The organism is Amycolatopsis sp. 2-15 (genome assembly GCF_030285625.1).
In the GTDB taxonomy this organism is placed as follows: Bacteria; Actinomycetota; Actinomycetes; order Mycobacteriales; family Pseudonocardiaceae; genus Amycolatopsis; species Amycolatopsis carbonis.
Genome location: NZ_CP127294.1, coordinates 5,433,343 through 5,457,766, shown reverse-complemented (window position 1 = coordinate 5,457,766; position 24,424 = coordinate 5,433,343). Strand labels below are relative to the sequence as shown.

The 24,424-nt window shown below is 72.1% G+C and carries 20 protein-coding genes and 1 pseudogene; 14 read left to right on the top strand and 7 right to left on the bottom strand.

The genetic code is table 11. The features are described from left to right. Nucleotides 1-222: 222 nt before the first annotated feature. The 5 genes from QRX50_RS27110 (at nucleotide 223) to QRX50_RS27090 (ending at nucleotide 6,866) form a co-directional block, all read left to right on the top strand. Complete coding sequence (locus QRX50_RS27110; protein ID WP_285965981.1) at nucleotides 223-3,114, top strand: alpha/beta fold hydrolase; 2,892 nt, start codon at nucleotides 223-225, stop codon at nucleotides 3,112-3,114. Beyond that, nucleotides 3,111-4,049 carry an ABC transporter permease gene (locus tag QRX50_RS27105; RefSeq protein ID WP_285965980.1) on the top strand — a complete coding sequence of 313 codons (939 nt, stop codon included), beginning with the start codon at nucleotides 3,111-3,113 and terminating at the stop codon, nucleotides 4,047-4,049. Before QRX50_RS27110 ends, QRX50_RS27105 begins: the two co-directional genes overlap by 4 nt. Nucleotides 4,050-4,106: 57 nt before the next feature. Continuing rightward, nucleotides 4,107-4,859: an enoyl-CoA hydratase/isomerase family protein gene (locus QRX50_RS27100; protein WP_285965979.1), complete on the top strand. Its 753-nt coding sequence runs from the start codon at nucleotides 4,107-4,109 to the stop codon at nucleotides 4,857-4,859. Between the two features lie 109 nt (nucleotides 4,860-4,968). Continuing rightward, on the top strand, nucleotides 4,969-6,372 hold the full coding sequence (locus QRX50_RS27095; protein ID WP_285965978.1) for a S28 family serine protease: 1,404 nt from the start codon (nucleotides 4,969-4,971) through the stop codon (nucleotides 6,370-6,372). A 98-nt stretch (nucleotides 6,373-6,470) separates the two neighbouring features. Then, complete coding sequence (locus QRX50_RS27090; protein WP_285965977.1) at nucleotides 6,471-6,866, top strand: VOC family protein; 396 nt, start codon at nucleotides 6,471-6,473, stop codon at nucleotides 6,864-6,866. A 74-nt stretch (nucleotides 6,867-6,940) separates the two neighbouring features. Here QRX50_RS27090 and QRX50_RS27085 read toward each other — a convergent pair whose 3' ends face one another. From QRX50_RS27085 to QRX50_RS27075, 3 genes and pseudogenes are all read right to left on the bottom strand, one after another. Beyond that, nucleotides 6,941-7,300: an MmcQ/YjbR family DNA-binding protein gene (locus QRX50_RS27085; RefSeq protein ID WP_285965976.1), complete on the bottom strand. Its 360-nt coding sequence runs from the start codon at nucleotides 7,298-7,300 to the stop codon at nucleotides 6,941-6,943. A gap of 459 nt (nucleotides 7,301-7,759) precedes the next feature. Beyond that, complete coding sequence (gene uvrB / locus QRX50_RS27080) at nucleotides 7,760-9,919, bottom strand: excinuclease ABC subunit UvrB (RefSeq protein WP_285965975.1); 2,160 nt, start codon at nucleotides 9,917-9,919, stop codon at nucleotides 7,760-7,762. 80 nt (nucleotides 9,920-9,999) lie between these two features. Further along, nucleotides 10,000-11,177: pseudogene (locus QRX50_RS27075) on the bottom strand (DUF5685 family protein). Between the two features lie 153 nt (nucleotides 11,178-11,330). Here QRX50_RS27075 and QRX50_RS27070 point away from each other — a divergent pair. The 7 genes from QRX50_RS27070 (at nucleotide 11,331) to QRX50_RS27040 (ending at nucleotide 18,832) form a co-directional block, all read left to right on the top strand. Further along, entirely contained in the window at nucleotides 11,331-11,849 is a 519-nt protein-coding gene (locus QRX50_RS27070; RefSeq protein ID WP_285965974.1) for a ribonuclease FAU-1 family protein, read from the top strand. 141 nt (nucleotides 11,850-11,990) lie between these two features. Further along, complete coding sequence (locus QRX50_RS27065; RefSeq protein WP_285965973.1) at nucleotides 11,991-12,896, top strand: ABC transporter ATP-binding protein; 906 nt, start codon at nucleotides 11,991-11,993, stop codon at nucleotides 12,894-12,896. Nucleotides 12,897-12,922: 26 nt separating this feature from the next. After that, nucleotides 12,923-13,648, top strand: coding sequence for an ABC transporter permease (locus QRX50_RS27060; RefSeq protein ID WP_285965972.1), 726 nt, complete (start codon nucleotides 12,923-12,925; stop codon nucleotides 13,646-13,648). 54 nt (nucleotides 13,649-13,702) lie between these two features. After that, nucleotides 13,703-15,160 carry a glycosyltransferase family 39 protein gene (locus QRX50_RS27055; protein ID WP_285965971.1) on the top strand — a complete coding sequence of 486 codons (1,458 nt, stop codon included), beginning with the start codon at nucleotides 13,703-13,705 and terminating at the stop codon, nucleotides 15,158-15,160. Between the two features lie 179 nt (nucleotides 15,161-15,339). Continuing rightward, a complete protein-coding gene (locus QRX50_RS27050; RefSeq protein ID WP_285965970.1) occupies nucleotides 15,340-16,866 on the top strand; it encodes a glycosyltransferase family 39 protein in 1,527 nt (508 codons plus the stop codon). Between the two features lie 20 nt (nucleotides 16,867-16,886). Further along, on the top strand, nucleotides 16,887-18,209 hold the full coding sequence (locus QRX50_RS27045) for a sensor histidine kinase (RefSeq protein ID WP_285965969.1): 1,323 nt from the start codon (nucleotides 16,887-16,889) through the stop codon (nucleotides 18,207-18,209). Further along, nucleotides 18,206-18,832: a response regulator gene (locus QRX50_RS27040; RefSeq protein WP_285965968.1), complete on the top strand. Its 627-nt coding sequence runs from the start codon at nucleotides 18,206-18,208 to the stop codon at nucleotides 18,830-18,832. Before QRX50_RS27045 ends, QRX50_RS27040 begins: the two co-directional genes overlap by 4 nt. 174 nt (nucleotides 18,833-19,006) lie before the next feature. Here the strand turns inward: QRX50_RS27040 and thrS are convergent, their stop codons facing one another. Together thrS and coaE are read right to left on the bottom strand one after the other, a co-directional pair. Continuing rightward, on the bottom strand, nucleotides 19,007-20,245 hold the full coding sequence (gene thrS / locus QRX50_RS27035) for a threonine--tRNA ligase (protein ID WP_285965967.1): 1,239 nt from the start codon (nucleotides 20,243-20,245) through the stop codon (nucleotides 19,007-19,009). A 185-nt stretch (nucleotides 20,246-20,430) separates the two neighbouring features. Further along, a complete protein-coding gene (gene coaE, locus QRX50_RS27030; RefSeq protein WP_285965966.1) occupies nucleotides 20,431-21,618 on the bottom strand; it encodes a dephospho-CoA kinase in 1,188 nt (395 codons plus the stop codon). Between the two features lie 215 nt (nucleotides 21,619-21,833). On the opposite strand from coaE, the gene QRX50_RS27025 reads away from it, so the two are divergent. Continuing rightward, complete coding sequence (locus QRX50_RS27025) at nucleotides 21,834-22,049, top strand: hypothetical protein (protein WP_285965965.1); 216 nt, start codon at nucleotides 21,834-21,836, stop codon at nucleotides 22,047-22,049. Between the two features lie 16 nt (nucleotides 22,050-22,065). On the opposite strand, the gene QRX50_RS27020 is transcribed toward QRX50_RS27025, so the two are convergent. Further along, nucleotides 22,066-23,055, bottom strand: coding sequence for a GlxA family transcriptional regulator (locus QRX50_RS27020; RefSeq protein ID WP_285965964.1), 990 nt, complete (start codon nucleotides 23,053-23,055; stop codon nucleotides 22,066-22,068). A 17-nt stretch (nucleotides 23,056-23,072) separates the two neighbouring features. After that, nucleotides 23,073-23,513: an OsmC family protein gene (locus QRX50_RS27015; RefSeq protein WP_285965963.1), complete on the bottom strand. Its 441-nt coding sequence runs from the start codon at nucleotides 23,511-23,513 to the stop codon at nucleotides 23,073-23,075. 225 nt (nucleotides 23,514-23,738) lie between these two features. Between QRX50_RS27015 and QRX50_RS27010 the strand changes: the two genes are divergently transcribed. Continuing rightward, nucleotides 23,739-24,371: a TetR/AcrR family transcriptional regulator gene (locus tag QRX50_RS27010; protein ID WP_285965962.1), complete on the top strand. Its 633-nt coding sequence runs from the start codon at nucleotides 23,739-23,741 to the stop codon at nucleotides 24,369-24,371. Nucleotides 24,372-24,424: the final 53 nt, after the last annotated feature.

Genomic DNA, 24,424 nt, shown 5'->3' with positions numbered 1-24,424 from the left:
CCACCGTGCTGACGACACCGCCGCGAAGGAATACTCCCCTCACAGCGCGTCCAGTTTGCCGGTTACGGCGCGCGAACGCCAGCGGAGGTTGCCCTCGTCACCACACCGGCCGTGTTACCTCCGTCACCGGGACCGAAGATCGCCTGTGTTCGCGTGAAAAAGATGTCTGATCCGTGTGAGCCCCGCGCGCGGCTCTCAGCAAAGCTCAAATAACGTCAGCACGTGCCCCGAATCCCGTTACCGCGCACGCGCGGTGCCCGGCTGACCGCGCTGGCCGCGGTCGTGGTGGTCGTCGCCGCCGTCGTGGCCGTCTGGACCACGAGTGGCTCGCAGCCCTCGCCCGTCCGGACCCAGGACGCTTTCCTGCAGATGCCGGCCGCACCCGGCTCGGCCGAGCAGGTCCGCATCGACACCACCACCTACTACCCCGAGAAGACCCCCGCCCCCGCCGTGCTGCTGGCCCACGGTTTCGGCGGCGACAAATCCAGCGTGGATCCCCAGGCCCGCGAGCTGGCCGAGCGCGGGTTCGTGGTGCTGACCTGGTCGGCGCGCGGTTTCGGCCGCAGCACCGGCAAGATCGGCCTCAACGACCCCGACGCGGAGGTCGCCGACGCGAGCCGGCTCATCGACCACCTCGTCGCGAGCCACGACGTCGCCACCCGCGCGGGCGGTGCCCCCGAGATCGCCGTCACCGGCGCGTCCTACGGCGGCGCGCTGTCACTGCTGCTCGCCGGCACCGACAAACGCGTGGCCGCCGTCGCCCCGGTGATCACCTACAACGACCTGGCCCAGGGCCTGGTCCCCAACGCCGGCGCGTCCGCGCCGCCCGCGGCGAAGACCCCGGCGGCGGGTGAGTTCGCGCCCGACGGCGTCTTCAAGAAGAGCTGGGCGGGCATCTTCTTCTCCTCCGGTTCGGGTGCGCCGAGCGCGGGTGCGTCTTCGTCGGCCGAAGCGCCCGAGGCCGGGCAGGAGACCGACGACAACAGCGGCTCGGTCGGCGGCACCGGAGGCACCGGCGGCGGCACTGATCCGCAGGCCGCCACCGCCCCGCTCCCCGGGCAGGCCCAGCCGGGCCAGGCACAGGCCGCGGACCCGTGCGGCCGCTTCACCGCCCAGGTCTGCCAGGCGTACACGGAGCTGGCGACCACCGGGAAGGTGAGCGCGCAGACCGTCGCGCTGCTGCACCGCGTCTCGCCCGCGTCGGTCACGGACAAGATCACCGTGCCGACGCTGCTCGTGCAGGGTGAGAGCGACACGCTGTTCGGGCTGGACCAGTCCGACGCCACCGCGCGCCAGATCGCCGCGGCCGGCGGCAAGGTGCGCACCATCTGGTACACCGGCGGCCACGACGGCGGCGTCCCCGGCCCGCAGCTGCGGACGAAGATCGGCGACTTCCTGTGGTCGGCGCTGACCGGCGACGGCGACCCTGGCACCGGCTTCAGCTACGACGTGCAGGGCACCCTGCGGGCCAACGGCGCGCCGTCCGTGCGGACGGTCAGCACCGACACGTACCCGGGCCTTGCGGGCGCGGGCGCCGAACGCCGGCAGGTCGCGCTCGCCGGACCGCCCCAGCCGGCCGTGCGGCCCGCGGGCGCCAACCCCGCGGCCGTGAGCGGCATCCCCGGTCTCAACGGGCTGGCGGCGGGTTCGTCGCGGCTGGCACCGCTGTTCAGCACCGACCCGCCGGGCCAGGCCGCGCAGTTCCGCAGCGCGCCGTTCGACAGCCAGGTCCTGATCGCCGGTTCCAGCACCGTGCGGCTGCAAGTCGCGACCGACCCGGCGCACCCGCTGCCGGAGGCCGTGCTGTTCGCCAAGCTCTACGACGTCGGTCCTGACGGCACGCGTGTGCTGCCGGCCAACGCCGTGGCGCCGTTCCGCGTGGCGAACCTGCCCGCGAACGGCACCCCGGCGGACGTGACGGTGACGCTGCCCGGCATCGTGCGCCCGATCGAGGCCGGGCACTCGCTGCGGCTCGTGGTCGGCACCACCGACCAGTCGTTCTCGACGCCGACCGCGCCGGGCGTGTTCCGCATCGCGCTGGCTTCGGGTTCGGCTCTCGCCGTGCCGGTCGTGCCCGGGACGTCGGTGGGCACGCCGGCGCCGAAGGGCCAGCTGATCGGCATCGGCGTGACGCTGCTCGTGGGCATCGTCGCGCTGGTGTTCGCCGCGATCCGCCGCCGGCGCGCGCACGACGTCGACCCGGACCTGGCGGACACGCCGCTCGTGATCAAGGGGCTGCGCAAGCAGTACGCGGGCGGGTTCGTGGCCGTGAAGGACCTGTCCTTCCGCGTGGAGCCGGGCCAGGTGCTCGGCCTGCTCGGCCCGAACGGCGCCGGCAAGACGACGACGCTGCGCATGCTGATGGGCCTGATCACGCCGACCGCGGGCGAGATCCGCGTGTTCGGCCACAAGATCGCGCCCGGCGCGCCCGTGCTGTCGCGCATCGGGTCCTTTGTGGAGGGTTCCGGGTTCCTGCCGCACCTGTCGGGCAAGGCGAACCTCGAGCTGTACTGGGCGGCGACCGGTCGGCCGGCCGAGAAGGCGCACTTCTCGGAAGCGCTCGAGATCGCGGGGCTGGGCGACGCGGTGAACCGCCGTGTGAAGAACTACAGCCAGGGCATGCGCCAGCGCCTCGCGATCGCGCAGGCGATGCTCGGCCTGCCGGAGCTCATGGTGCTCGACGAACCCACCAACGGGCTCGACCCGCCCCAGATCCACCAGATGCGCGAGGTCCTGCAGCGCTACGCCGCCACCGGGCGCACGGTCGTCGTCTCGAGCCACCTGCTGGCCGAGGTCGAGCAGACCTGTTCGCACGTGGTCGTGATGCACCGCGGGATGCTCGTGGCCTCGGGTGAGGTCGGCGAGCTGGCGGCCGCGAGCGGCGAGGCGACGTTCCGCGTCGGTGACCCGGCGGCGGCCGCGGCGGCGCTCAAGGGCTTCGGCGGCGTCACCGACATCGACGTCGAGGGTGACCTCGTGCACGCGAACCTCGACGGCATGGCGCGCGCCGACGCGGTGGCGGCACTCGTGCGCGCGGGTGTCGCGGTGGAGCAGGCCGGGCCTCGGCGCCGGCTGGAAGACGCGTTCCTGCAGCTGGTCGGAGACAACTCATGAGCAACACCAACGGTTCGGGCGGGGTCCACACCGACCCCGCCGCCCTGCGGGAGCTGAGCGAGCTGGCGACGGCCGAGCAGGCCGAGGTCGGCCCGGACGGCGCCGTCGCGGGCTACCGCGCCGAGCGCACGCTGCGCCTCGGCGTGGAGCTGAAGCGGCAGTTCAAGCGGCGGCGCACCCAGCTGGTCCTGGGGTTCGTGGCGATTCTGCCGTTCATCCTCGTGGTGGCGTTCGAGGTCGGACAGTCGAACCCGAACCGCCGCTCGGGCGGGTTCGTGGACCTCGCCACCGCGAGCGCGCCGAACTTCGTGGTGCTCGCGCTGTTCGTGTCCGGCACGTTCCTGCTGCCGATGATCGTGGCGTTGTTCTTCGGCGACACGATCGCGAGCGAGTCGTCGTGGTCGAGCCTGAAGTACCTGCTGGCGATCCCGGTGCCGCGGCACCGGCTGCTGCGGCAGAAGGCGATCGTGTCGGGCCTGCTGTCCGCCGCGGCGCTGGTACTGCTGCCGCTGGTGTCGCTGCTGGTGGGCGTGATCTGGTACGGCGCGGGCGACGCGATCAGCCCCACGGGCGACGCGGTCACCTTCGGCGACAGCATGATCGCGCTCCTGCTGTCCACTGTGTACATCATCATCCAGCTGGCGTGGGTGGCCGGGCTGGCGCTGCTGCTCAGCGTCTCGACCGACGCCCCGCTGGGCGCGGTGGGCGGCACGGTGCTGGTGGCGATCCTGTCGCAGATCCTCGACCAGATCACCGCGCTCGAGGGGCTGCGCAACTACCTGCCCACGCACTACTCGTTCGCCTGGATCGACCTGATCTCCACCGACATCGACTGGTCGAACATGGCGAGCGGGGCGCTCTCGTCGCTCATCTACACCACGGTGTTCCTGCTGCTGGCCGGACGCCGGTTCGCGACGCGCGACATCACGAGCTGACGCACCGGCGTCCGGCCGTCCCGCACGGGCGGCCGGACGCCGGTAACGTCTCCTCGCGTGACCATCCACCTCGCAGTCGACGACAGCGTCGCCGTGCTCACGCTGGAGCACGGCCGCGGCAACACCCTCGACACCGCCACCTGCCGGGAGCTCGTGCTCAAGCTCGAGGAGGCGGCCGACGGCGCGAAGGCCGCGGTGCTGACCGGATCGGGCGACATGTTCTCCGCGGGCGTCGACCTGCTCAGCATCGACGCGGGCGGCGCGGCCTACGTCCGCGAGTTCCTGCCCGCGCTCTCCGACGCGCTGCTGGCGGTCTTCGGCTTCCCGCACCCGCTCGTGGCCGCGGTCAACGGCCACGCGATCGCGGGCGGGATGGTGCTGGCCGCGGGGTGCGACCACCGCGTGGCCGCCGCCGGCCCCGGACGCGTCGGCGTGACCGAGCTGCTCGTGGGTGTGCCGTTCCCGCTGGCCGCGACGGAGATCCTGCGGTGCGCGTACGGCACGAATCCGCTCGCCGCGCTCATGTACAGCGGCGCGACGCTGACCATCGACGACGCCCTCGCCCGCGGCCTGGTCGACGAGGTGGCGGCGCCGGAAGAGGTGCTCGGCCGGGCCCGTGAGCTCGCCGCCCGCCTCGGCGAGCTGCCGGCCGAGGCGTTCGCCCACACCAAGGCGCAGCTGCGCCAGCCCTACCACGAGCGGATCGCGGAGAACCGCGCCTCCGACGACGTGCACGTGGACCGGATGTGGCGTTCGGCGGAGTCGCTGGCGAACGTCAAGTCCTATGTAGACCGTGTGCTGAAGCGCTAGCCGGAGACCCTACGGAAGTCGGCGCCCGACCGGATGGTGCGCCTTGCCGGGCGCGGCCGGGTCTGTGAGGATCCGGAAGTTGATCTCGGGGCTGTCGAGGGGGAACCACGTGCGCAGGCTGCTCACCGTCTTGTCCACCGCCGTGCTGGCGGCCGTGGGGCTCACGCCGGTCGCGAGCGCGGCCGGCGACGGGGACATCGCGGCCGCGCTGGCCACCGTCCCCGGCCTCACGGTGGTGAAAGAGGACCCGGCGCCGGCGGGCTACCGGTTCTTCGAGCTGACGTTCACGCAGCCGGCCGACCACCGCCACCCCGGCGGGCCGAAGTTCGAGCAGCGGTACACGCTGCTGCACCGCGATTTCTCCGCGCCGACAGTCGCGTTCACCAGCGGGTACAACGTGTCCCTGTCGCCGAACCGCTCCGAGCCGACGCGGATCGTGGACGGCAACCAGCTTTCGATGGAGTACCGCTACTTCACGCCTTCGCGGCCGCAGCCGGCGGACTGGTCGCATGACCTCACGATCTGGCAGGCCGCGGCCGACGAGCACGCCGCCGTGCAGGCGTTCAAGAAGATCTACCCGGGCAAGTGGCTCGCGACGGGCGGCAGCAAGGGCGGGATGACCGCCACGTACTTCCGGCGGTTCTTCCCCGACGACGTCAACGGCACGATCCCCTACGTCGCGCCCAACGACGTGATCGACCCGCTCGACAAGTACAACCGCTTCCTCGCGAACGTCGGCGACCCCGCGTGCCGCGCTTCGCTCAAGGCTCTTCAGCGTGACGCGCTCAAGCGGCGTGACGAGCTGGGCGCGCTGGCCGCGGACGACGCCGCCCGCAAGGGCTACACGTTCACCACGGTGGGCTCGATCGACGAGTCCCTGGAGATCTCGGTGATCGACTCGTACTTCGCGTTCTGGCAGTACCAGCCGGCGTCGGCGTGCGCGTCGATCCCTCGCGCGGGTGCGCCGGCGGCCGACGTGTGGGCGTGGTTCGAGCAGGTGGAGAGCCTCAACACGTACTCCGATCAGGAGCTCGAGCCGTTCGTGCCGTACTACTACCAGGCCGCGGTGCAGCTCGGCTCGCCCGAGGCGTATGACAGCTACCTGCGCGACCTGCTGCGCTACCCGGGCACCGACGTGCCTTCGACGTTCGTGCCCGCGTCGGTGAAGTTGCCGCGCTTCGACTTCCTGGCGATGCCGGACGTCGACTTCTGGGTGAAGGCGCACGGCCGGCAGCTGCTGTTCGTCTACGGCTCGAACGACCCGTGGGGCGCCGAGCCGTTCGAGCTCGGGTACGGCTCGCGCGATTCCTACCGCTACTTCGTGCCGGGCGGCAACCACGGTTCGACGATCGCGCAGCTGCCGGCCGCGCAGGCCGCGGAGGCGACCGCGACGATCCGCCGCTGGGCCGGCCTGCCGGCCGCTTCTTCGCGATCGCTGGCGTCGGCGGCGGCTCCCGCGGCTTTCCCGGACTTCGACGCGAACCAGGTTTTGGCGGACCGCCCGCGTCTGTGAGTCCTTTGTGGATCTTGGCGGTGTCGTTCATCGGGTGGCGGCGGGCGGGGGCGCGTAGTCTCGGGCGCGCCCTGTCGGCCCGGTCTGAGGAGGCAGCCATGGCCCGGCCCGTCCACTTCGAAATCCACGCCGGCGACCCGCAGCGCGCGGTCGCCTTCTACACCGCCGTGTTCGGCTGGCAGATCGAACAGTGGGGCGAGGTCCCGTACTGGGTCGTCTCCACCGGCGACGGCGAAGGCATCGACGGCGGCCTCCTCCCCCGGCGCGGCCCCGCCCCCGCCGAGGACGCCCCGGTCTCCGGCTTCGTCAACACGATCGAGGTCACCGACGTCGACGCCACCATCGACGCCGTCGCCAAAGCGGGCGGCACCATGGCGCTGGCGAAGGACCCGGTGCCGGGCGTCGGCTGGCTCGCGTACTGCAAGGACACCGAGGGCAACGTCTTCGGCGTGCTCCAGCCCGACGAGAACGCTCCCGCTCCTGACCGACCCTGACCGCTCTGCGTGACCACTCCGCCGTGACTGCGCAGTCCTGGACCGCTCAGCCTCGACCGCGCCGTCATGACCGCTCAGGGCCGGCGCGCCTTGGGCAACTTCGCCCGCACGGCCGTGTAGGAGGCGTCGAGCAGCTCCCTCAGCTCCTCGCCGGGCACCGCAGCGGTTCGGCTCGCGCCCAGGTCCACCCGGTTCCAGCCGTACCGCCCGAGGTAGTCGAGCACGGCCACCGACTCCGGGTAACGCTCCCGCAGCTCGGCCGCCTCCTCGCGGTTCGCGCCGCACTTGAGTCCCACGGACCCGGGCCGCTCCAGCCCGATGAACGCGAACGCCTTGCCGGCGACCTTCACCACGAGCACGTGCTCCCCGAACGGATAGGTCTCCACGGCACCGGGCTTGCCCAGGCAGTGCTCGATCACCTCGTCGAGCCGCACCTTCGCTCACCTCCGTCCACCGATCGCACCAGCGGCGAGCACGCGACCGTGCTCTGCGCCGCCTACCTCGGCCCTTCGGTCAACGCTGCCCGCCACGGCCGGCCGAGCGCCGAGCCGACCGCCGTCCGGGCCTGCCAGGGCCGCGCTGCGCAGCGGGGCCGCGCCGGATCGCCTCCCCGCCGGCCGTGGCCCGCGAGCACACAACCCGACCCTGCGCGTCACACCCGCCGCGGCCGACCGAGCACGAAGCGACAGTCGGACCCGCCGGCTGTCGCCGCCGAGCCCGACTCGGTGGCCCTGACCAAAACCCGAGGCGGGGATCGCTCTTCCCGCCCGGCCCTCACCCGCGCGATGGACTCCGCCCCGGCGCATCCGTTCCGGCCCACTTCTCGGCCTTGCCCCGGTTCTCCCCCACCATCCCTGGCCCGCACACCCGTCCGGGCCGGACACGGGAGAGGGTCAGTGGATGCCGGCCGCGTCCATGCCGCGCAGTTCCTTCTTCAGGTCCGACACCTCGTCGCGCAGGCGGGCGGCGAGCTCGAACTGCAGGTCGCGGGCGGCTTGCATCATCTGGTCGGTCATCTGCTGGATGAGGTCGGCCAGCTCGGCGCGCGGCATGCCCGACACGTCCTTGTCCACGAGCATGCCGGAGCTGCGCACGCGGTCGCCCTGTTCGGGTTTCTTGCCGCGCGAGGTGTTGCGGCCCGAGCCGCCGACGGCGACCGCCTGGTCGGAGTCGTCGGCTTCGCTGTAGACGCGGTCGAGGATGTCGGCGATCTTCTTGCGCAGCGGCTGCGGGTCGACGCCGCGTTCCTCGTTGTAGGCGACCTGCTTCGCGCGGCGGCGGTCGGTCTCGTCGATGGCGTGCTGCATCGAGTCGGTGATCTTGTCCGCGTACATGTGGACCTCACCGGACACGTTTCGCGCCGCGCGGCCGATCGTCTGGATCAGCGACGTGCCGCTGCGCAGGAAGCCTTCCTTGTCCGCGTCGAGGATCGCGACGAGCGACACCTCCGGCAGGTCGAGGCCCTCGCGCAGCAGGTTGATGCCGACCAGCACGTCGAAGTCGCCCGCGCGCAGCTGGCGCAGCAGCTCGACGCGGCGCAGCGTGTCGACCTCCGAGTGCAGGTAGCGCACGCGGATGCCGAGCTCCAGCAGGTAGTCGGTGAGGTCCTCGGACATCTTCTTCGTGAGCGTGGTGACCAGCACCCGCTCGTCCTTCTCGGCGCGCTCGCGGATCTCGTGCACCAGGTCGTCGATCTGGCCCTCGGTGGGCTTCACGACCACCTTCGGGTCGACCAGACCGGTCGGGCGGATGACCTGCTCGACGAACTCGCCGCCCGTCTGGCCCATCTCGTACGGGCCCGGCGTGGCCGACAGGTACACCGTCTGCCCGATGCGGTCGGAGAACTCCTCCCACGTCAGCGGCCGGTTGTCGACCGCGCTCGGCAGCCGGAACCCGTAGTCGACGAGGTTGCGCTTGCGCGACATGTCGCCCTCGAACATGCCGCCGATCTGCGGCACGGTCTGGTGCGACTCGTCGATCACGAGCAGGAAGTCGTCCGGGAAGTAGTCGATCAGCGTCGCGGGTGCGGAGCCGGCCTCGCGGCCGTCGATGTGGCGCGAATAGTTCTCGATGCCGGAGCAGAACCCGACCTGGCGCATCATCTCGATGTCGTAGGCCGTGCGCATGCGCAGCCGCTGCGCCTCCAGCAGCTTGCCCTGCTTCTCCAGCTCGGCGAGGCGCTGCTCCAGCTCCTGTTCGATGCCCTTGATCGCCTTCTCCATGCGCTCCGGCCCCGCGACGTAGTGCGTGGCCGGGAAGATCCGCACCTCGTCGACCTCGCGCACGATGTCGCCGGTCAGCGGGTGCAGGTAGTAGAGCTTCTCGATCTCGTCGCCGAAGAACTCGACGCGGATCGCCAGCTCCTCGTACGCCGGGATGATCTCCACCGTGTCACCCCGCGCGCGGAAGGTGCCGCGCGCGAACGCGATGTCGTTGCGCGTGTACTGCACGTCGACCAGCGCGCGCAGCAGCACGTCGCGGTCCACCTGCGCGCCGACCGCGAGCTTGGTCGAGCGGTCGAGGTAGGACTGCGGGGTGCCGAGACCGTAGATGCAGGACACGCTGGCCACCACGATCACGTCGCGGCGCGAGAGCAGGTTCATCGTGGCCGAGTGGCGCAGCCGCTCGACGTCGTCGTTGATCGACGAGTCCTTCTCGATGTAGGTGTCCGTCTGCGCGATGTACGCCTCGGGCTGGTAGTAGTCGTAGTAGCTGACGAAATACTCGACCGCGTTGTTCGGGAAGAGTTCCCGCAGCTCGTTGGCCAGCTGCGCGGCCAGGGTCTTGTTCGGCGCCATGACCAGCGTGGGCCGCTGCACGCGCTCGATCAGCCACGCGGTGGTGGCCGACTTGCCGGTGCCCGTGGCGCCCAGCAGCACGACGTCCTTCTCGCCCGCCCTGACCCGGCGTTCGAGCTCGTCGATGGCCGCCGGCTGGTCGCCGGCGGGTGTGTACTCGCTGATCACTTCGAACCGGCCGCCGGAACGGGGGACGTCGGAAACCGGCCGGAAGTCGGACTGCGCGAGGACGGGGTGTTCGGTTGCGAAAGCCACGTCCACCAGAGTAGGCCGACCCACCGACAGTTTTCAGCCGAGGCGCCACCACGGGCCCGCTGACCTGCGCCGGGATCCGGTCAGCAGCCGTCACAGCAGGCGCCGAGCAGCACACACGGGCCGCAATCGCAGTGGTTCTGCCGAGCCTTCCCGCTCCACGGCCCCGGGAACGGGTCGCGGCAGGAGAACTGGCAGCTGCAGCACAGGTAGGTCGCGACCGCGCAACCCTCGAAGAACCCGCGCGGCCGGGGCGACACGGAGAACCTCGGCACCCAGCAGCCACTACCACCCTCCTCGGGCTTGCGCTTCTTCTTCGGTGGCTTCGGCGGAGGTGGAGGCGGCGACCGAGGCGCCGACGGGACCTGCCCCCACCCGGGTTGACCGCCCGGCCGGGAACCCCCCGGAGCAGGCGGCACGCCGGGCGGCACCGGTCCCGGCCCGAGCCAGCCGGGCGGCGGTTCCTGCCGGTGCCCGAACGCCGGGTCACGGCCTGGCGCAACTCTTGCACCAGCAGGGCGCGGACCAGCGCCGGCTGCGCGAACGACGCCCCCCGCACCGCGAACTCGACCCCGAGCACCGCGTCCACGGCGAGCCGCTGCGCCTCGGCGAGCCCGGTTCCGGTGATCGTCAGCGGGTTTCAGCTCCCCGCCGCATCGTCCGCGGGCTGGTCCTCCACCGCGTCGAGCAGGTGCGCGACCCGCCCGCACAGCCGCCCGGCTTCGGCGAGCGGCGCCACGTTGCCGGGCCGCCCCGCCAGCACGGCCGTCTGCGCGAACGCCGCCGACGCGGCCACCTCCGCCGGCTCGGTCACCAGCAGCAGCGAGTCCCCCGCGGTCACCTCGTGCTCCAGCCGCGCGCCGACGCGCGCGCCCTGCGCGGCACACCGGACCACGAGCCTCTTCGCCGGTGTTCGCGACGCCGCCCGGCCGAACGCACCATCGCCGTCGGCGACGTGGTCACCGACCTTGGCCGACGTGAGCACCAGCGACACCGCCGCGGCCAGCTGCGCCCCTTCGCCTCGCGCGACGGACGCCGAACGCATCCCGCGCAACGCGCACGGTCCCGCGGTCCGGCGCCGTCCCGCGGCAGGTGCCTCCACGAGAGCGGAGATCACCAGCGGGTCGTAGTTCGTCACGACCCGCGCGAGGTGCTCGTGCTCGTCGCGCAACGCGAGGCAGAGCCCGCACAGGTGCGCGAGCCAGTCGGCGTGCAGGCGTGCGGACAGGCGGTGCCGGCCCGGCCGGACGATTCCGAACACGATCCCTCCCCAGGTCCGGGTCACCGTAATCGGCGAACAGGACTTCCGGTGCGGAAGTGGCCGAGCCGCGACCACCCCGGCAACCGGGTGGATTTCGCGGACACCCGGGCGCGAGGACCGCTCCGGACACCCCGCGCCCGGCAGGATGGGCGGATGACCGACGTGCACCCGCCGAAACTGGAGAGCTTCGACCCGGCCGCCGGCGTCAACGTGGACCCCAAGGGCATCGAACGGGAAGTGGAGGAGTTCCGGACCGAGCCGTTCGGGCTGTACCTCGCGCGCCCGACGCCGGGGCGTGAGCAGTTCCACTACCTCGAGTCGTGGCTGCTGCCGGGCCTCGGCCTGCGCATCACCGACTTCTGGTTCAACCCCGGCCACGAACGCGACCAGACCTTCTACCTCGACGTGGTGCGCGTGCGCCGCGAAGGCACCCGGTGGTTCTCCACGGACCTCTACCTCGACCTCGTGCTCAAGGACAAGGTCTCCGTGCGGGTGATCGACTCCGACGAGCTGCTCGCCGCCGTCTCCGCCGGCCTGCTGCCCCAGGCCGAAGGCGAGTACGCGCTCGAAACCGCCTACACCACCGTCGAAGGGCTCGCCGCGCACGGCTACGACCTCGCGGCTTGGCTGTCCACAAAGGACATCTCCGCGACCTGGCGCCGGCACCCCTAGGGGTCCGCGGGTCCACCGATCGGTGGATGCCCGCCGCCTGGCGGTGGATGCCGGTTCTGGCCGTTCCGGCGATCCTCCGCGCCCCTTCCCCGCGGGACTCTTCTTCACGACGGAAGAAGAGCTCGAGAGGGGACGGCGGACATGCCGGTGATCGAGGTCCAGCACCTCCACAAGACCTACGGGGACAAGGTCGCGGTGGACGACGTGTCGTTCACCGTCGAGCCGGGCGAGATCTTCGGGATCCTCGGCCCGAACGGCGCCGGCAAGACCACCACGGTCGAGTGCCTGGAAGGCCTGCGCACGCCCGACGGCGGCACGCTGTCGGTGCTCGGGCTCGACCCGCGCCGCGACCGGCACGAGCTGCGCCAGCGCCTGGGCGTGCAGCTGCAGGAGAGCCGGCTGCCCGACCGGCTGCGCGTGGGCGAGGCGCTGGAGCTGTACTCGTCCTTCTACCGCAAGCCGGCCGACACCGAGCGCCTGCTCGACCTGCTGGGGCTCACGCACCAGCGCGACACCGCTTACAAGAAGCTCTCGGGCGGGCAGCAGCAGCGCCTGTCGATCGCGCTCGCGCTCGTCGGCAGCCCCGAGATCGCGGTGCTCGACGAGCTCACCACGGGCCTCGACCCGCAGGCCCGGCGCGACACGTGGGACCTGGTCGAGGCGGTGCGCGACGAGGGCGTGACGGTCGTGCTCGTCACCCACTTCATGGAGGAGGCCGAGCGTCTCTGCGACCGCATCGCCGTGATCGACTCGGGCCGCGTGGTCGCGATCGACACGCCCGCCGGGCTGGTCCGCCAGGTCGGCGACGAGCAGCGCATCCGGTTCCGCCCGTCGGCGCCGGTCGACCTCGCGCAGCTCGCGGCGCTACCCGACGTGCTCGAAGTCGAGCGCCACGGCTCGCAGCTGGTGGTCACGGGGCGCGCCACCGCGCTGCAGACCGTGACGTCGTTCCTCGCCCGCAACCAGGTGCTCGCGGGCGACCTGCGCGTGGACCAGGCGAACCTTGACGACGCCTTCGTCGCGCTGACCGGCCGGAAACTGGACTGAGGGGACTGACCGCAATGCTCACCAAGATGACCGCCGTCGAGGCGAAGCTGTTCCTGCGCGACCCGGGGGCACCCGTCACCGTGGTCGGCATCCCGCTCGCGCTGCTGCTCGTGTTCGGCCTGATGCCGGGTTCGAGCAAGCCCAGCGCCGAGTTCGGCGGCTACGCGCCGCTGCCGACCCTGATCGCGCCGATGGCCGCGGCGATCCTCATCGCGATGCTCGCGGTGATGATGTTCCCGGCCGCCGTGGCCACCTATCGCGAGAAGGGCGTGCTCAAGCGCCTGTCCGCGAGCCCGGTGCCACCCGGGCGGCTGCTCGCCGCTCAGCTGCTCGTGAACCTCGCCGCCGCAGCGGTCGCGATCCTGCTCGTCCTGGGGGTGGGCAGGATCGCGCTCGGCATGGCGTTGCCGGAGAACCTCGGCGGGTTCCTGCTCGTGATGGTGCTCGGCGCGCTGGCGTTGTTCTCCGTCGGCACGCTGATCGCGGCGCTCGCGCCCACCAACCGCGCGGCCAGCGGCATCGGCGCCGCAGCGTTCTTCCCGATGCTCGCTCTCGGCGGCGTCTGGGTGCCGAAGGAGCAGCTGCCGCCCGTGCTGCAACACGTGGCCGACGTCCTCCCGCTCGGCGCGACCATCAACGGCCTGCGCGAAGCGGCCGCCGGGAACTCGCCCGAGCTGCTGCAGCTCGGTTCGCTCGTCGCCTTCGCCGTGGTCTGCTCGGCGATCGCGGCCCGCGCCTTCCGGTGGGAGTGACCATGTCCGTGACGACACGGCCGGCCGCCAAGCGTGTGGCCGCCCCGTTCGCCCGTGTCCCGGTGTTCGTGCTCGCCGGCCTGCTCGGCGTGGCTGCTGCTCACCGCGAGCCGCTACGGCTACATGGGCGACGAGCTCTACTTCCTCGCCGCCGGCAGGCACCTGGCGTGGGGCTACGTGGACCAACCTCCGATGCTGCCCCTGATCGCCCACGTCATGGACACGATCGCCCCGGGTTCGGTGTTCGTCCTGCGACTCCCGGCGGTGCTCGCGATGGTCGCGTCGGTGGTGTTCGCCGCGCTCATCGCCCGGGAACTGGGCGGCCGCGCGAAGGCCCAGACCCTGACCGCGGCCACGTGCGCGGTGTCCACTCAGTTCATCGCGTCCGGCCACTACCTGGCCACCTCGACGCTGGACCCGTTCCTGTGGACCGTGGTGATCTGGCTGCTGGTCCGCTGGATCCGCACTCGCAGCGACAACCTGTTGCTCTGGGCGGGGATGGTCACCGCCGTGGCGCTGTACGTGAAGTTCCTGATCGGTGGCTTCTGGGTGGTCGCGATCGTCGCCCTGCTGGTCTTCGGGCCGCGGGAGCTGCGGCGCCGCCCGAAGCTGTGGGCGGGCGCGGCCATCGCGGTGGCGGCGCTGGTCCCGACGCTGATCTGGCAGGCCACGCACGGCTGGCCGCAGCTCGGGATGGGCGAGGCGATCGCGGCCGAGGTGGACCAGACGTGGGGCGGACGCCTGGTGTGGCTGCCTTCGGCGCTGCTCACCGCCGGGTTCCCGATCGGGATCGCGCTGCTGTGCTACGGCGTCTGGCGCCTGCTGCGCTCGCGGCAGCTGCAGCCGTACCGCTTCCTGGCGTGGGCCACGCTCGGCCTGGCCGTGGTGTTCATCGCGGTCGACGGCCGCTCGTACTACATCGCCGGCATGTTCGGGCCGTGCTGGGCGGCGGCCGCCGTCGAGCTGGAGACCGGCCGGGCCGCGCGCTGGTGGCGCTGGCTCGCGACCTGGCCCGTGTACGTCGTCGCGGCGCTGCTGGCCTTGCCGATCTCCCTGCCGGTGTGGCCGCAGGTGTGGCTCTCCGCGAACCCCGCGCTGCCCTCGCCGACGTTCGCGTTCGCCGAGATCGGCTGGCCGGAGGCCGCGCGCTCGGTGGCGGACCAATTCGCCAAGCTGCCCGACCCGGCGCACACGGCCCTGGTCGGCGAGTCCTACTGGTCGGCCGGCGCGCTCGACCACTACGGCCGCCCGCTCGGCCTGCCCGAGCCCGCCGGCCCGAACCGCGGCTACGCGACACTGGTCGTGCCGCCCGACTCCGACACCAGCGTGCTGTTCCTCGGCGCGGACCCGCAGCCGCTGCTCGGCCACTTCACCGACCTGCGCCAGGTCGGGAAGGTCGACACCGGCACGGCCCTGCCGAGCGTCGCCGACGACACGCCGCTGTGGCTCGCCACCGGGCGCCTGCAGCCGTGGCAGCAGATCTGGCCGCACCTGGTGAACACGCACAACTGACCCCCGCGTGTGCCCGGCGCCACACACCAGCCGGTGGCGCCGGGCCCCGGGCCGTAGGGTGCCGCGCAACAGGCCCGACCGGCGACCGTGCCTGACCGGTGACTGTGCCTGACCGGTGACTGTGCCTGACCGGTGACTGCCTGAACGATGACTGTGCCCGAACGAGGACAGGGAGCACGATGGAAGCCGTGACCACGGCAGGCGCGCCCACCAGGCCGGACGTGGGCGTCGCCGAGTTCGCGCGGCGACCGGTGGCGCTGCTCGCGGCCGGGACCGCGGCGATCCTGCTCGCCACGGCCGGCCGCTACGGCTACTTCGGCGACGAGCTGTACTTCCTCGCCGCCGGCAAGCACCTGTCGTTCGGATACGCCGACCAGCCGCCGGTGCTGCCGCTGCTCGCCGCGCTGATGAACGCGATCGCACCGGGGTCGCTCGTCGTCTTCCGGATCCCGGCGATCCTCGCCACTGCCGCCGGGGTCGTGGTGGCCGCGCTGATCGCGCGTGAGCTCGGCGGCGGTCGCAAGGCGCAGACGCGAGCCGCCGCCGCGTACGCGATCTGCGGCCAGTTCGTGGGCAGCGGCCACTACCTCGCGACCTCCACCGTGGATCCGCTGCTGTGGACGCTCGTGCTGTGGCTGCTCGTGCGCTGGCTGCGCACCCGCGACGACAACCTCCTGCTGTGGCTGGGCCTGATCACCGCCGTCGCGCTGAACGTCAAGTTCCTCATCGGCGCGTTCTGGGCCGTCACCGCCGTGACGGCGCTCGTCTTCGGCCCGCGCGATCTGCTGCGCCGGCCCAAGCTCTGGGCCGGCGCGGGGATCGCCGCCCTCGCGTGCGTGCCGACGCTGCTGTGGCAGTCGCTCCACGGCTGGCCGCAGCTGGGCATGGGCGACGCGGTCTCGCGCGAAGTCACCGAAGGTGGCGGCCGCACGGAATTCCTGCCGGGCCTGCTCGCCGGCGCCGGGCTCGTGATCGGCACCCTCGGCGTTTGCTACGGCCTCGGTGTGCTGCTCGCCGCGCGAAGCCTGCGGCCGTACCGCTTCCTCGGCTGGACGGCGATCGGCGTGGTCGCGGTGTTCCTCGTCGCCAACGGCCGCTTCTACTACGCCGCGGGAATGTTCCCGATCCTGTGGGCCGCCGCGGCCGTGCACCTGCAGGACCACCGGCCCGCACTGTGGTGGCGGTGGGTCCCGGCGTGGCCGGTCTTCGTGCTTTCCGCGCTCTACAGCCTCCCGTACGCGCTGCCGGTGTGGCCTGCGCAATGGCTGGTGGAGCACCCCGACGCGCCGCATCCCGCGTACGCGACCGAAGAGGTCGGCTGGCCGGACCTGGCCGGCTCCGTCGCGGACGTCTACCGGCTGCTGCCGCCCGAGCAGCGCTCGCACACCGCGCTCGTCACCGCGGGCTACTGGCAGGCCGGCGCGCTCGACCGCTACGGCCCGGAAGCCGGTCTGCCCCAGGCGTATAGCGGCAGCCGCGGCTTCTGGTACTTCGGGCGGCCGGCCGATGACGCCGACACCGTGCTGTTCGTCGGCGCCGACCCGGCGACGCTCGCGCCACACTTCCGCGATGCCCGCGTCGTCGGCTCGGTGCGGAATCACCTGGGTGTGCTCAACGCCAGCGAGCACCTGCCGATCTGGCTGCTCACCGGTCGCACCGAAAGCTGGCCGGTGATCTGGCCCCAGGTGAAAGACCTGAAGGCATGAGGTTCGACCAAGAGCGACCGATGAAGCTCGACTGGCGGGGATCGCTGCTGGCGCCCCTGCCGAGCCGCGGCGGAGATCCCCCGCTGCGGTGGCACTGGTGGTTCAACCGCGTCGAGTCGACGGTCCCGTTCGTCCTGCTGGCGATTCCCGCCCTGCTGAGCGCGCTCCATTCCGACCAGACGGCGGCCCACCGGCTCACCACGCTCGCGATCGCGGCCGGCGCCGCGGTGTGGCTCGTGCTGACCCAGGTGCTGCCGAGCCCCCGGATACGCGAGAACGCGGCGTTCGCCGCGCTCACCTTCGTCGGCGTGATCAGCTTCGCTTCGGTGCTCCAAGCGCGCGAGACCTACTTCCTGATCTTCACGGTGCACGCCTTCTTCCCGGCCATGCGAATGCGCCCGATACCGGTGTCACTGCTCGCCGTGGCCACCACTTCGCTGCTCATCAACACCGTCTCGAACGGCGGCCCGATCCAGGCGCTGGCCACGGCTCCGGCGATCTGGGTGACGATCGTGATCGTGCAGACCACCGCGATCGGCGGGGGCGGCGCCGTGTTCGCGGCCGTCGGCAGGCAGAGCGCGGACCGCAAGCGGATGCTCGACCAGCTCGCCGCCGCCGAGGCGGAAAACCGGGGCCTGCAACGACAGTTGCTCACCCAGGCCCGCGAAGCCGGCGTGCTCGACGAGCGCCAGCGGCTGAGCCAGGAGATCCACGACACGCTCGCCCAGGGCTTCACCGGGATCATCACGCAGCTCGAAGCCGCCGCCCAGGCCCGGGAAAACCCCGCCGAGTGGCAGCGGCACCTCGACACCGCGAAGGCGCTCGCGCGCGAGAACCTGACGGCGGCACGGCGGTCCGTGCACGCGCTGCGGCCGGAGCTGCTGGAGTCGGCGACGCTGCCCGACGCGCTCGCCGAGGTGGCGCGGCTGTGGAGCGAACGCACCGCCGTGCCCGCCGCGTTCTCGACCACGGGCACGGCCGAGGCGCTGCACCCCGAGATCGAGGCGACGCTGCTGCGGATCACGCAGGAAGCACTGTCCAATGTGGCCAAACACGCCCAGGCCGGGCGCGTGGGCCTCACGCTGTCGTACATGGGCGACGAGGTCACGCTCGACGTGGTCGACGACGGCGTCGGCTTCGACCCCGAAAACCCGCCGCCAAGCGAAGGCGGCTTCGGGCTGCCCGGGATGCGAAGCCGCGTGCAGCGGCTCGCGGGCACGCTGCACGTGGAGTCGGAACCCGGTGGCGGCACGGCGATCTCGGTGAACCTGCCCGCCGTCCCGGCTGCCACACTGGGCGAGCTGAAAACCGACGGGATCGACCACCAGGGGGCGTCAGCATGACCGTCACGCTGCTCATCGCCGACGACCACCCGATCGTCCGCGACGGCCTGCGCGGCATCTTCACCGGCGAGCACGGTTTCGAGGTGCTCGGCGAGGCCGCGAACGGCGGCGAGGCCGTGACGCTCGCGGTCTCGCTCAAGCCCGACGTCGTGCTGATGGACCTGCGCATGCCGGGCACCGACGGCGTCTCCGCCATCACCGAACTCGCCCGCCTCGGCAACCCGGCGCGCGTGCTGGTGCTGACCACCTACGACACCGACTCCGACGTCCTGCCCGCCATCGAGGCCGGCGCCACCGGCTACCTCCTCAAGGACGCGCCGCGCGAGGAGCTGTTCCGCGCCGTGCGCGCGGCCGCCCGCGGCGAGGCCGTGCTCTCCCCCGCCGTCGCGAGCCGGCTCATGGGGCAGATGCGCGCGCCGGCGAAGGAACCGTTGTCCCAGCGCGAGATCGAGGTCCTCACGCTCGTCGCGCGCGGCTCCACGAACAAGGACGCGGCGAAAAAGCTCTTCATCAGCGAGGCGACGGTGAAGACGCACCTGATCCACGCGTACGCCAAGCTCGGCGTGAAAGACCGGGCCGCCGCCGTGGCCGTGGCGTTCGAACGAGGCCTGCTCGGCACGTGAGGTATCTCGGGCTGCCGCTCACCGGCACCCGGTCGCGCGAGGCACCCGCGGCCCTGTGTTCGGCGTGACGGTCGAATGAGGCGCCCGTGTGAGATCGCGCCGGTCTCTGGACTGAGCGATTTCGCCCGGCCCCACGGGCCGGGCGAAATCGGGAGGGAAGAAACCGGCGCGATCTCACCACCTCAGCGGAGCCGAGGGAGAAAATTCAGTCCACAGCACGCCGCCGCGCGCCGCGACGCGCTCGGCGACCGCGGCCACGAACTCCGCCGCCGGCAACGGATCCAGCCGCCGGGCGTCACGCAGGCGTGGCGCGACGAGGTCCGCCTCGGCCTCCCGGGCGCCGATCACCGCCTGGTACGGCACGAGCCGGTGGTCCCGGATCCGGGCACCGAGACTCCCGCGATCGGGGCCGGCGAGCTCCACCCGCAGACCGGCTTCCTGCCCCCGCCGCACGAGCGCGTCGGCCTGCGGGAGTTCGGCGTCGGACACCGGCAGCACCACCACCTGCACCGGCGCGAGCCATGGCGGCAAGGCGCCGCCATGCTCTTCGAGCAGCTGCGCCATCGCGCGTTCCAGGCTGCCGAGCAGGCTGCGGTGCACCAGCACGGGCCGGTGCTCGGCGCCGTCGGAGCCGACGTACCCGAGGTCGAACCGCTCGGGCTGGTGGAAGTCGACCTGGACGGTGGACAGGGTGGCCGAGCGCCCGGCGCTGTCGGTGACCTGGACGTCGATCTTCGGGCCGTAGAAGGCCGCCTCGCCCGGCGCCACGTCGTAGTCGAAGCCCTCCAGCGCCTCGACGAGCAAGGCTTCGGCGCGCGCCCAGTGCTCGGCGGAGCCCACGTAGTCCCCCGCGCCGCCGGCGAGCGAGAGCCGGTAGCGCGCCGGACGCAGCCCGAGGTCCGCGTGGACGCGGCGGATCAGCTCCAGCGCCCCGCGGGCCTCGGCGGCGACCTGGTCGAGGCGGCAGAACAGGTGGGCGTCGTTGAGCTGGATCGCGCGTACGCGACCGAGCCCACCGAGCACCCCGGACAGCTCCGCGCGGTACATCCCGCCCAGCTCGGCGATCCGCAGCGGCAGCTCGCGGTAGCTGCGTGACCGGGAACGGTAGATCAGCGCGTGGTGCGGGCACAGGCTGGGCCGCAGCACGAACTGCTCGCCGCCGACGTCCAGCGGCGGGAACATGTCGTCGCGGTAGTGCGCCCAGTGTCCCGAAATCTCGTACAGCTCGCGTTTGCCGAGCACCGGCGAGTACACGTGGCGGTAGCCCGCGCGGCGCTCGACGTCGCGGACGTACTCCTCCAGCTCGTGCCGGATCACGGCACCGTCGGGCAGCAGGTAGGGCAGGCCGGCGCCGATCAGCGGGTCGGTGCCGAACAGGCCGAGCTCACGGCCGATCCTGCGGTGGTCGGGCATCGGGGTCTCCTCGGGGACGGCCGAGGCGGAAACCCTGGGACACGACGAAGCCCCGGGGTGACCACCCCGGGGCTTCGTTCGCTCAGGTTTCAGCGCGCCGGGACGGTGTCCGGCGTCGTCGTGCTGGCTGAGCGCTGCATGCCGGCGACGCTAACAGCGCCACCGCCGGCCGCGCACCCGGTTTTTCACGGCCGCCACGACGTCTGCTCGGCCCAGACCTCGGCGCGGGTGAACGCGTCGTTGACCCAGCCCTGCTTGGCGTCGGTGTACTTCGCGACGGTGCCGTCGGCTGAGTGCTCGCGCGCGAGCTGCTCCTTCACCGCCGCGTACGCGTCGCGCTCCGCCGGGTTCGCGCGCATCCAGTCGCGGAACAACAGCGCGAGGCGCCACGCCGGCGTCTCGGATGTGCGCACGTGCAGGTTCACCGGGCGCTTCGGGTCGGCTCCGACGTGGAGGCGCTTCGGCCACGGCGACGCCGAGCCGTCCTGCGGGTCGTCCCACCAATCGCCCTCCAGCCGGGGGAAACCGGCGTCGGCCAGTGGCTCGGCGAGCGCGTCGGCGTCGGCCGGCGTGGGGACGGTGAGCTGCAGGTCGAGGACGTCCTTGGCGGGCAGCCCCGGCACTGCGGTGGACCCGATGTGGTCGGCGCGCAGCAGGCGTTCCCCCGCGATCTGCCGCAGGCGCGCGAGCCGGCGTTCGGCCTGCAGCGGCCATGTCGGGTCGTACGGCGCGATCATCGGCGACATCGGCGGGCGGGGCTTGCGCAGCCGCAGGTTGGCCTCGAACGGCACCAGCCGGTCGGCCCACAAGGCGTCGACCTCGGCCAGCACGGCGTCCTGCGCGCCGCCGTTGTCGAGCCAGACGTCGGCGACCGCGCGGCGCTGCTCGTCGCTGGCCTGCGCGCGGATCCGCGCCCGCGCGTCGGCCTCCGCCATGCCGCGCACCTCCACGAGCCGGCGCACGCGGACCTCCACGGGCGCGTCGACGATCACCACGAGGTGATACGCCGACGCCAGGTTTCCCTCCACGAGCAGCGGGATGTCGTGGACGATCACCGCGTCGTCGGCGGCCTCGGCCATCAGCTCGGCCGTGCGCTTGCCGACGAGCGGGTGGACGATCCCGTTGAGGCGCTTGCGCGACGCGTCGTCGGCGAACGCCTTCGCCGCCAGCGCCGGGCGGTCGAGCGACCCGTCGGCGGCGAGGATGTCCTCACCGAACGCCTCCACCAAGGCCGCCAGCCCGGGCGTGCCCGGCTCCACGACCTCGCGCGCGATCCGGTCGGAGTCCACGAGCACGGCGCCGTGCTCCGCGAACCGGTTCGCCACCGTCGATTTCCCCGCGCCGATCCCGCCCGTCAGACCCACTCGCAGCATGACCTCACCCTAGCCAGACCCGAGCGCCACCCGATCAGGGGACGTCAGAGCCCTGCACGTGCACTCGCACGGGTACACGCACACCCCAAGTCGAAAATCAAGGGCATTGTCCGGAACTCGCTGACTGATCCGGGTGACACGCCGAGCGGCTACCCGGTTTTACCGGCGCGATTGCGTACCGTGCGCGGCGGAAGGGTCGCCCACACGGAGGAACGATGGCGGAAAAGCACGTCGGGAAGCACCGGCTCGGAACGCCGGGGCTGGTGCACTGCGTCGGCTACCGCCCGGTCGCGGAAGCCCTCGCCGAATACCGGCGCACGTGGCTCAGCGCCCTCCTCGTACCCGCCCAGCACAGCTTCGCCGGCCTCCGCCGCCGCGCCCGCGCCGCGGCGCTGGAACGCATCTGGGTTCCGGTCGTCTCTCCCTCTTGAGCGGTGACCGGCTGACTCAGCGACCGGCGCCGGCCAACGCCGGTGTGACCGTGGTCCGGAAGCGGGCCCGGTAAGCGCTCGGCGGCACCCCCAGCTCGCGGGTGAACACCCGGCGCAGCGTCTCCGCCGAGCCGAACCCCGTGCGGCGCGCGACCACGTCGAGCGGGGCCGTGCCCGTCTCCAGCAGCTGCTGCGCCGCCTCCAGCCGCGTGCTCTCCACGAACCGGGCAACCGAGGTGCCCATCTGGTCGCGGAACAGCCGCGTGAGGTGGCGGACGCTGACGCCCGCGTCGTCGGCCAGCAGCGACAGGCTGTGGTCGGCCGACGGGTCGGCGGTGATGCGGTCCATGATCCCGCGCAGCAGGTCGTTTCGCGCGGGCTGGGCCGCCAGGCGAACGCTGAACTGCGACTGCCCGCCCGGCCGCTGCAGGAACACCACCAGGTGCTTCGCGACGAGCCGCGCGGCCTCGGAGCCGAGGTCCTCCTCCACGAGGGCCAGCGACAGGTCGATGCCGGAAGTGACGCCGGCCGAGGAGATCACCGGGCCGTCACGCACGAAGATCGCTTCGCAGTCCACTTCGACACCCGGGTAGCGGCGCGCGAGCTGGTCGGCGAGCTCCCAGTGCGTGGCCGCGCGGCGGCCTTCCAGCAGGCCGGCGGCCGCGAGCGTGAAGGCGCCCGCGCACACCGACGCGGTGCGCCGCGCCTGGCGGGACAGGCGGCGAACCTGGTCGAGCAGGTGCTCGTCGGTCACGGTGATCTGCCAGTTCGGGCTGCCCGGCACCACGAGCGTGCCACCCTCGACGTCGACGTCCTCGAGCGCCACGTCGGCACCGAGGCGCGTGCCGGTGGTGGTGCGCACGTCGGTGCCGCCCGGCGACGCGGTGAGCAGCTCGTAGTGCGCGCCGTGCTCGTTGGCCATCCCGAACACCTCGAGCGGCCCGGTCACGTCCAGGAGCCGCACCGCGTCGTAGACGACCACGACGACCCGCTCGCTTCGCTCCATGGCGCGCACCCCGTTCCTCAGACCAACTTCGTCTGGACGTCGATTTCGTGCTCCAGCGTGCGGTGCACGGGGCACTTGTCCGCGATCTCCAGCAACCGCGCGCGCTGCTCGTCGTCGAGGTCGCCTTCGAGCTCGATCTCGCGGCTGATGCGGCTGACCATGCCGACCTCGGTTTCGCAGCGCTCGCAGTCGCGGGCGTGGATGCGGTCGTGGCGCAGCCGGACGCTCACGTTCGCCAGCGGGATGTTCTTGCGGTCCGCGTACATCCGCAGCGTGATCGCCGTGCAGGAGCCGAGCGCGCCGAGGAGCAGGTCGTACGGAGTCGGGCCGCTGCCGTCGCCGCCGACCGACTGGGGCTCGTCCACGACGAGCTCGAAACCACCCGCGGTCACGTGCTGGGTGAAGCGGCCTTCGCCTGCTTCACTGACGACAACACTGCCCGGTTCCGGCTCAGTCATCCGGTTGTCCTCCTGCTCGGGATACTCGACGGTGCCACTGCGCCGCTCCACCTAACCGAACGTCGCTTGTGGACGAAGTGGTGCCACGCCGTGGCGAGGTCCACAAGACGAAGATCCCACAGATCCGGCCGCATGGCGAAGTTCCCAAGCGAGCGTGAATATCGTATCTTCGGCAGGCGAGACGCGGACCTGTCCTGCGCGGCACGGGCGAAGGGGGTAACGGTCGTGGCCACCCGCCATCTGTCGACGCAGCCTGCCGACCAGCACAACCGGAGCCGGTTCCTCGACGCCGCGTTGACCGTGCTCACCGACCGCGGCGTCGGCGGCCTCACCGTGCGCGGCGTGGCCGAGGCGGCCGGCGCGTCCACCATCACCGTCTACACGCGCTTCGGCGGCCGCACCGGTCTGCTGGACGCGCTGTACGAGCGCGCGTTCGACCTCCTGCGCGACGAGCTGCTCGACGTGCCGCCGGAGACCGACGACGGCGTCGCGGACCTCCTCGAGGTCGCGCTGGCCTACCGCCGCTTCGCGCTGGAGAGCCCGGCCCGCTACGCGATGATGTTCGAACGCTCGGTCCACGGCTACGACCCGGACCCGGAGCTGCGCACGGCGGTGCTGCGCACGACGTTCGCGATGTTCGTCGGCAAGATCCGCCGCGTCAGCGATCGCGGCACGGACTCGCGTGGCTACGGCTATCTGCTGTGGACGTCCATGCACGGCTTGGTGAGTGTCGAGCTCACGATCCGCTCGCAGACGCCGCTGAGCGACTGGTTCATCGAGCCGACCGACGAAGCCAACGAGGCCATGTACCGCAGCGGCGTGCTGTCGATGATCACCGGGCTCGGCCTCCACAACTGACACCGGCGCACGCCAGTGCGTTCTGCCGGCCTTCCTGCAACCCGACGTCGGGG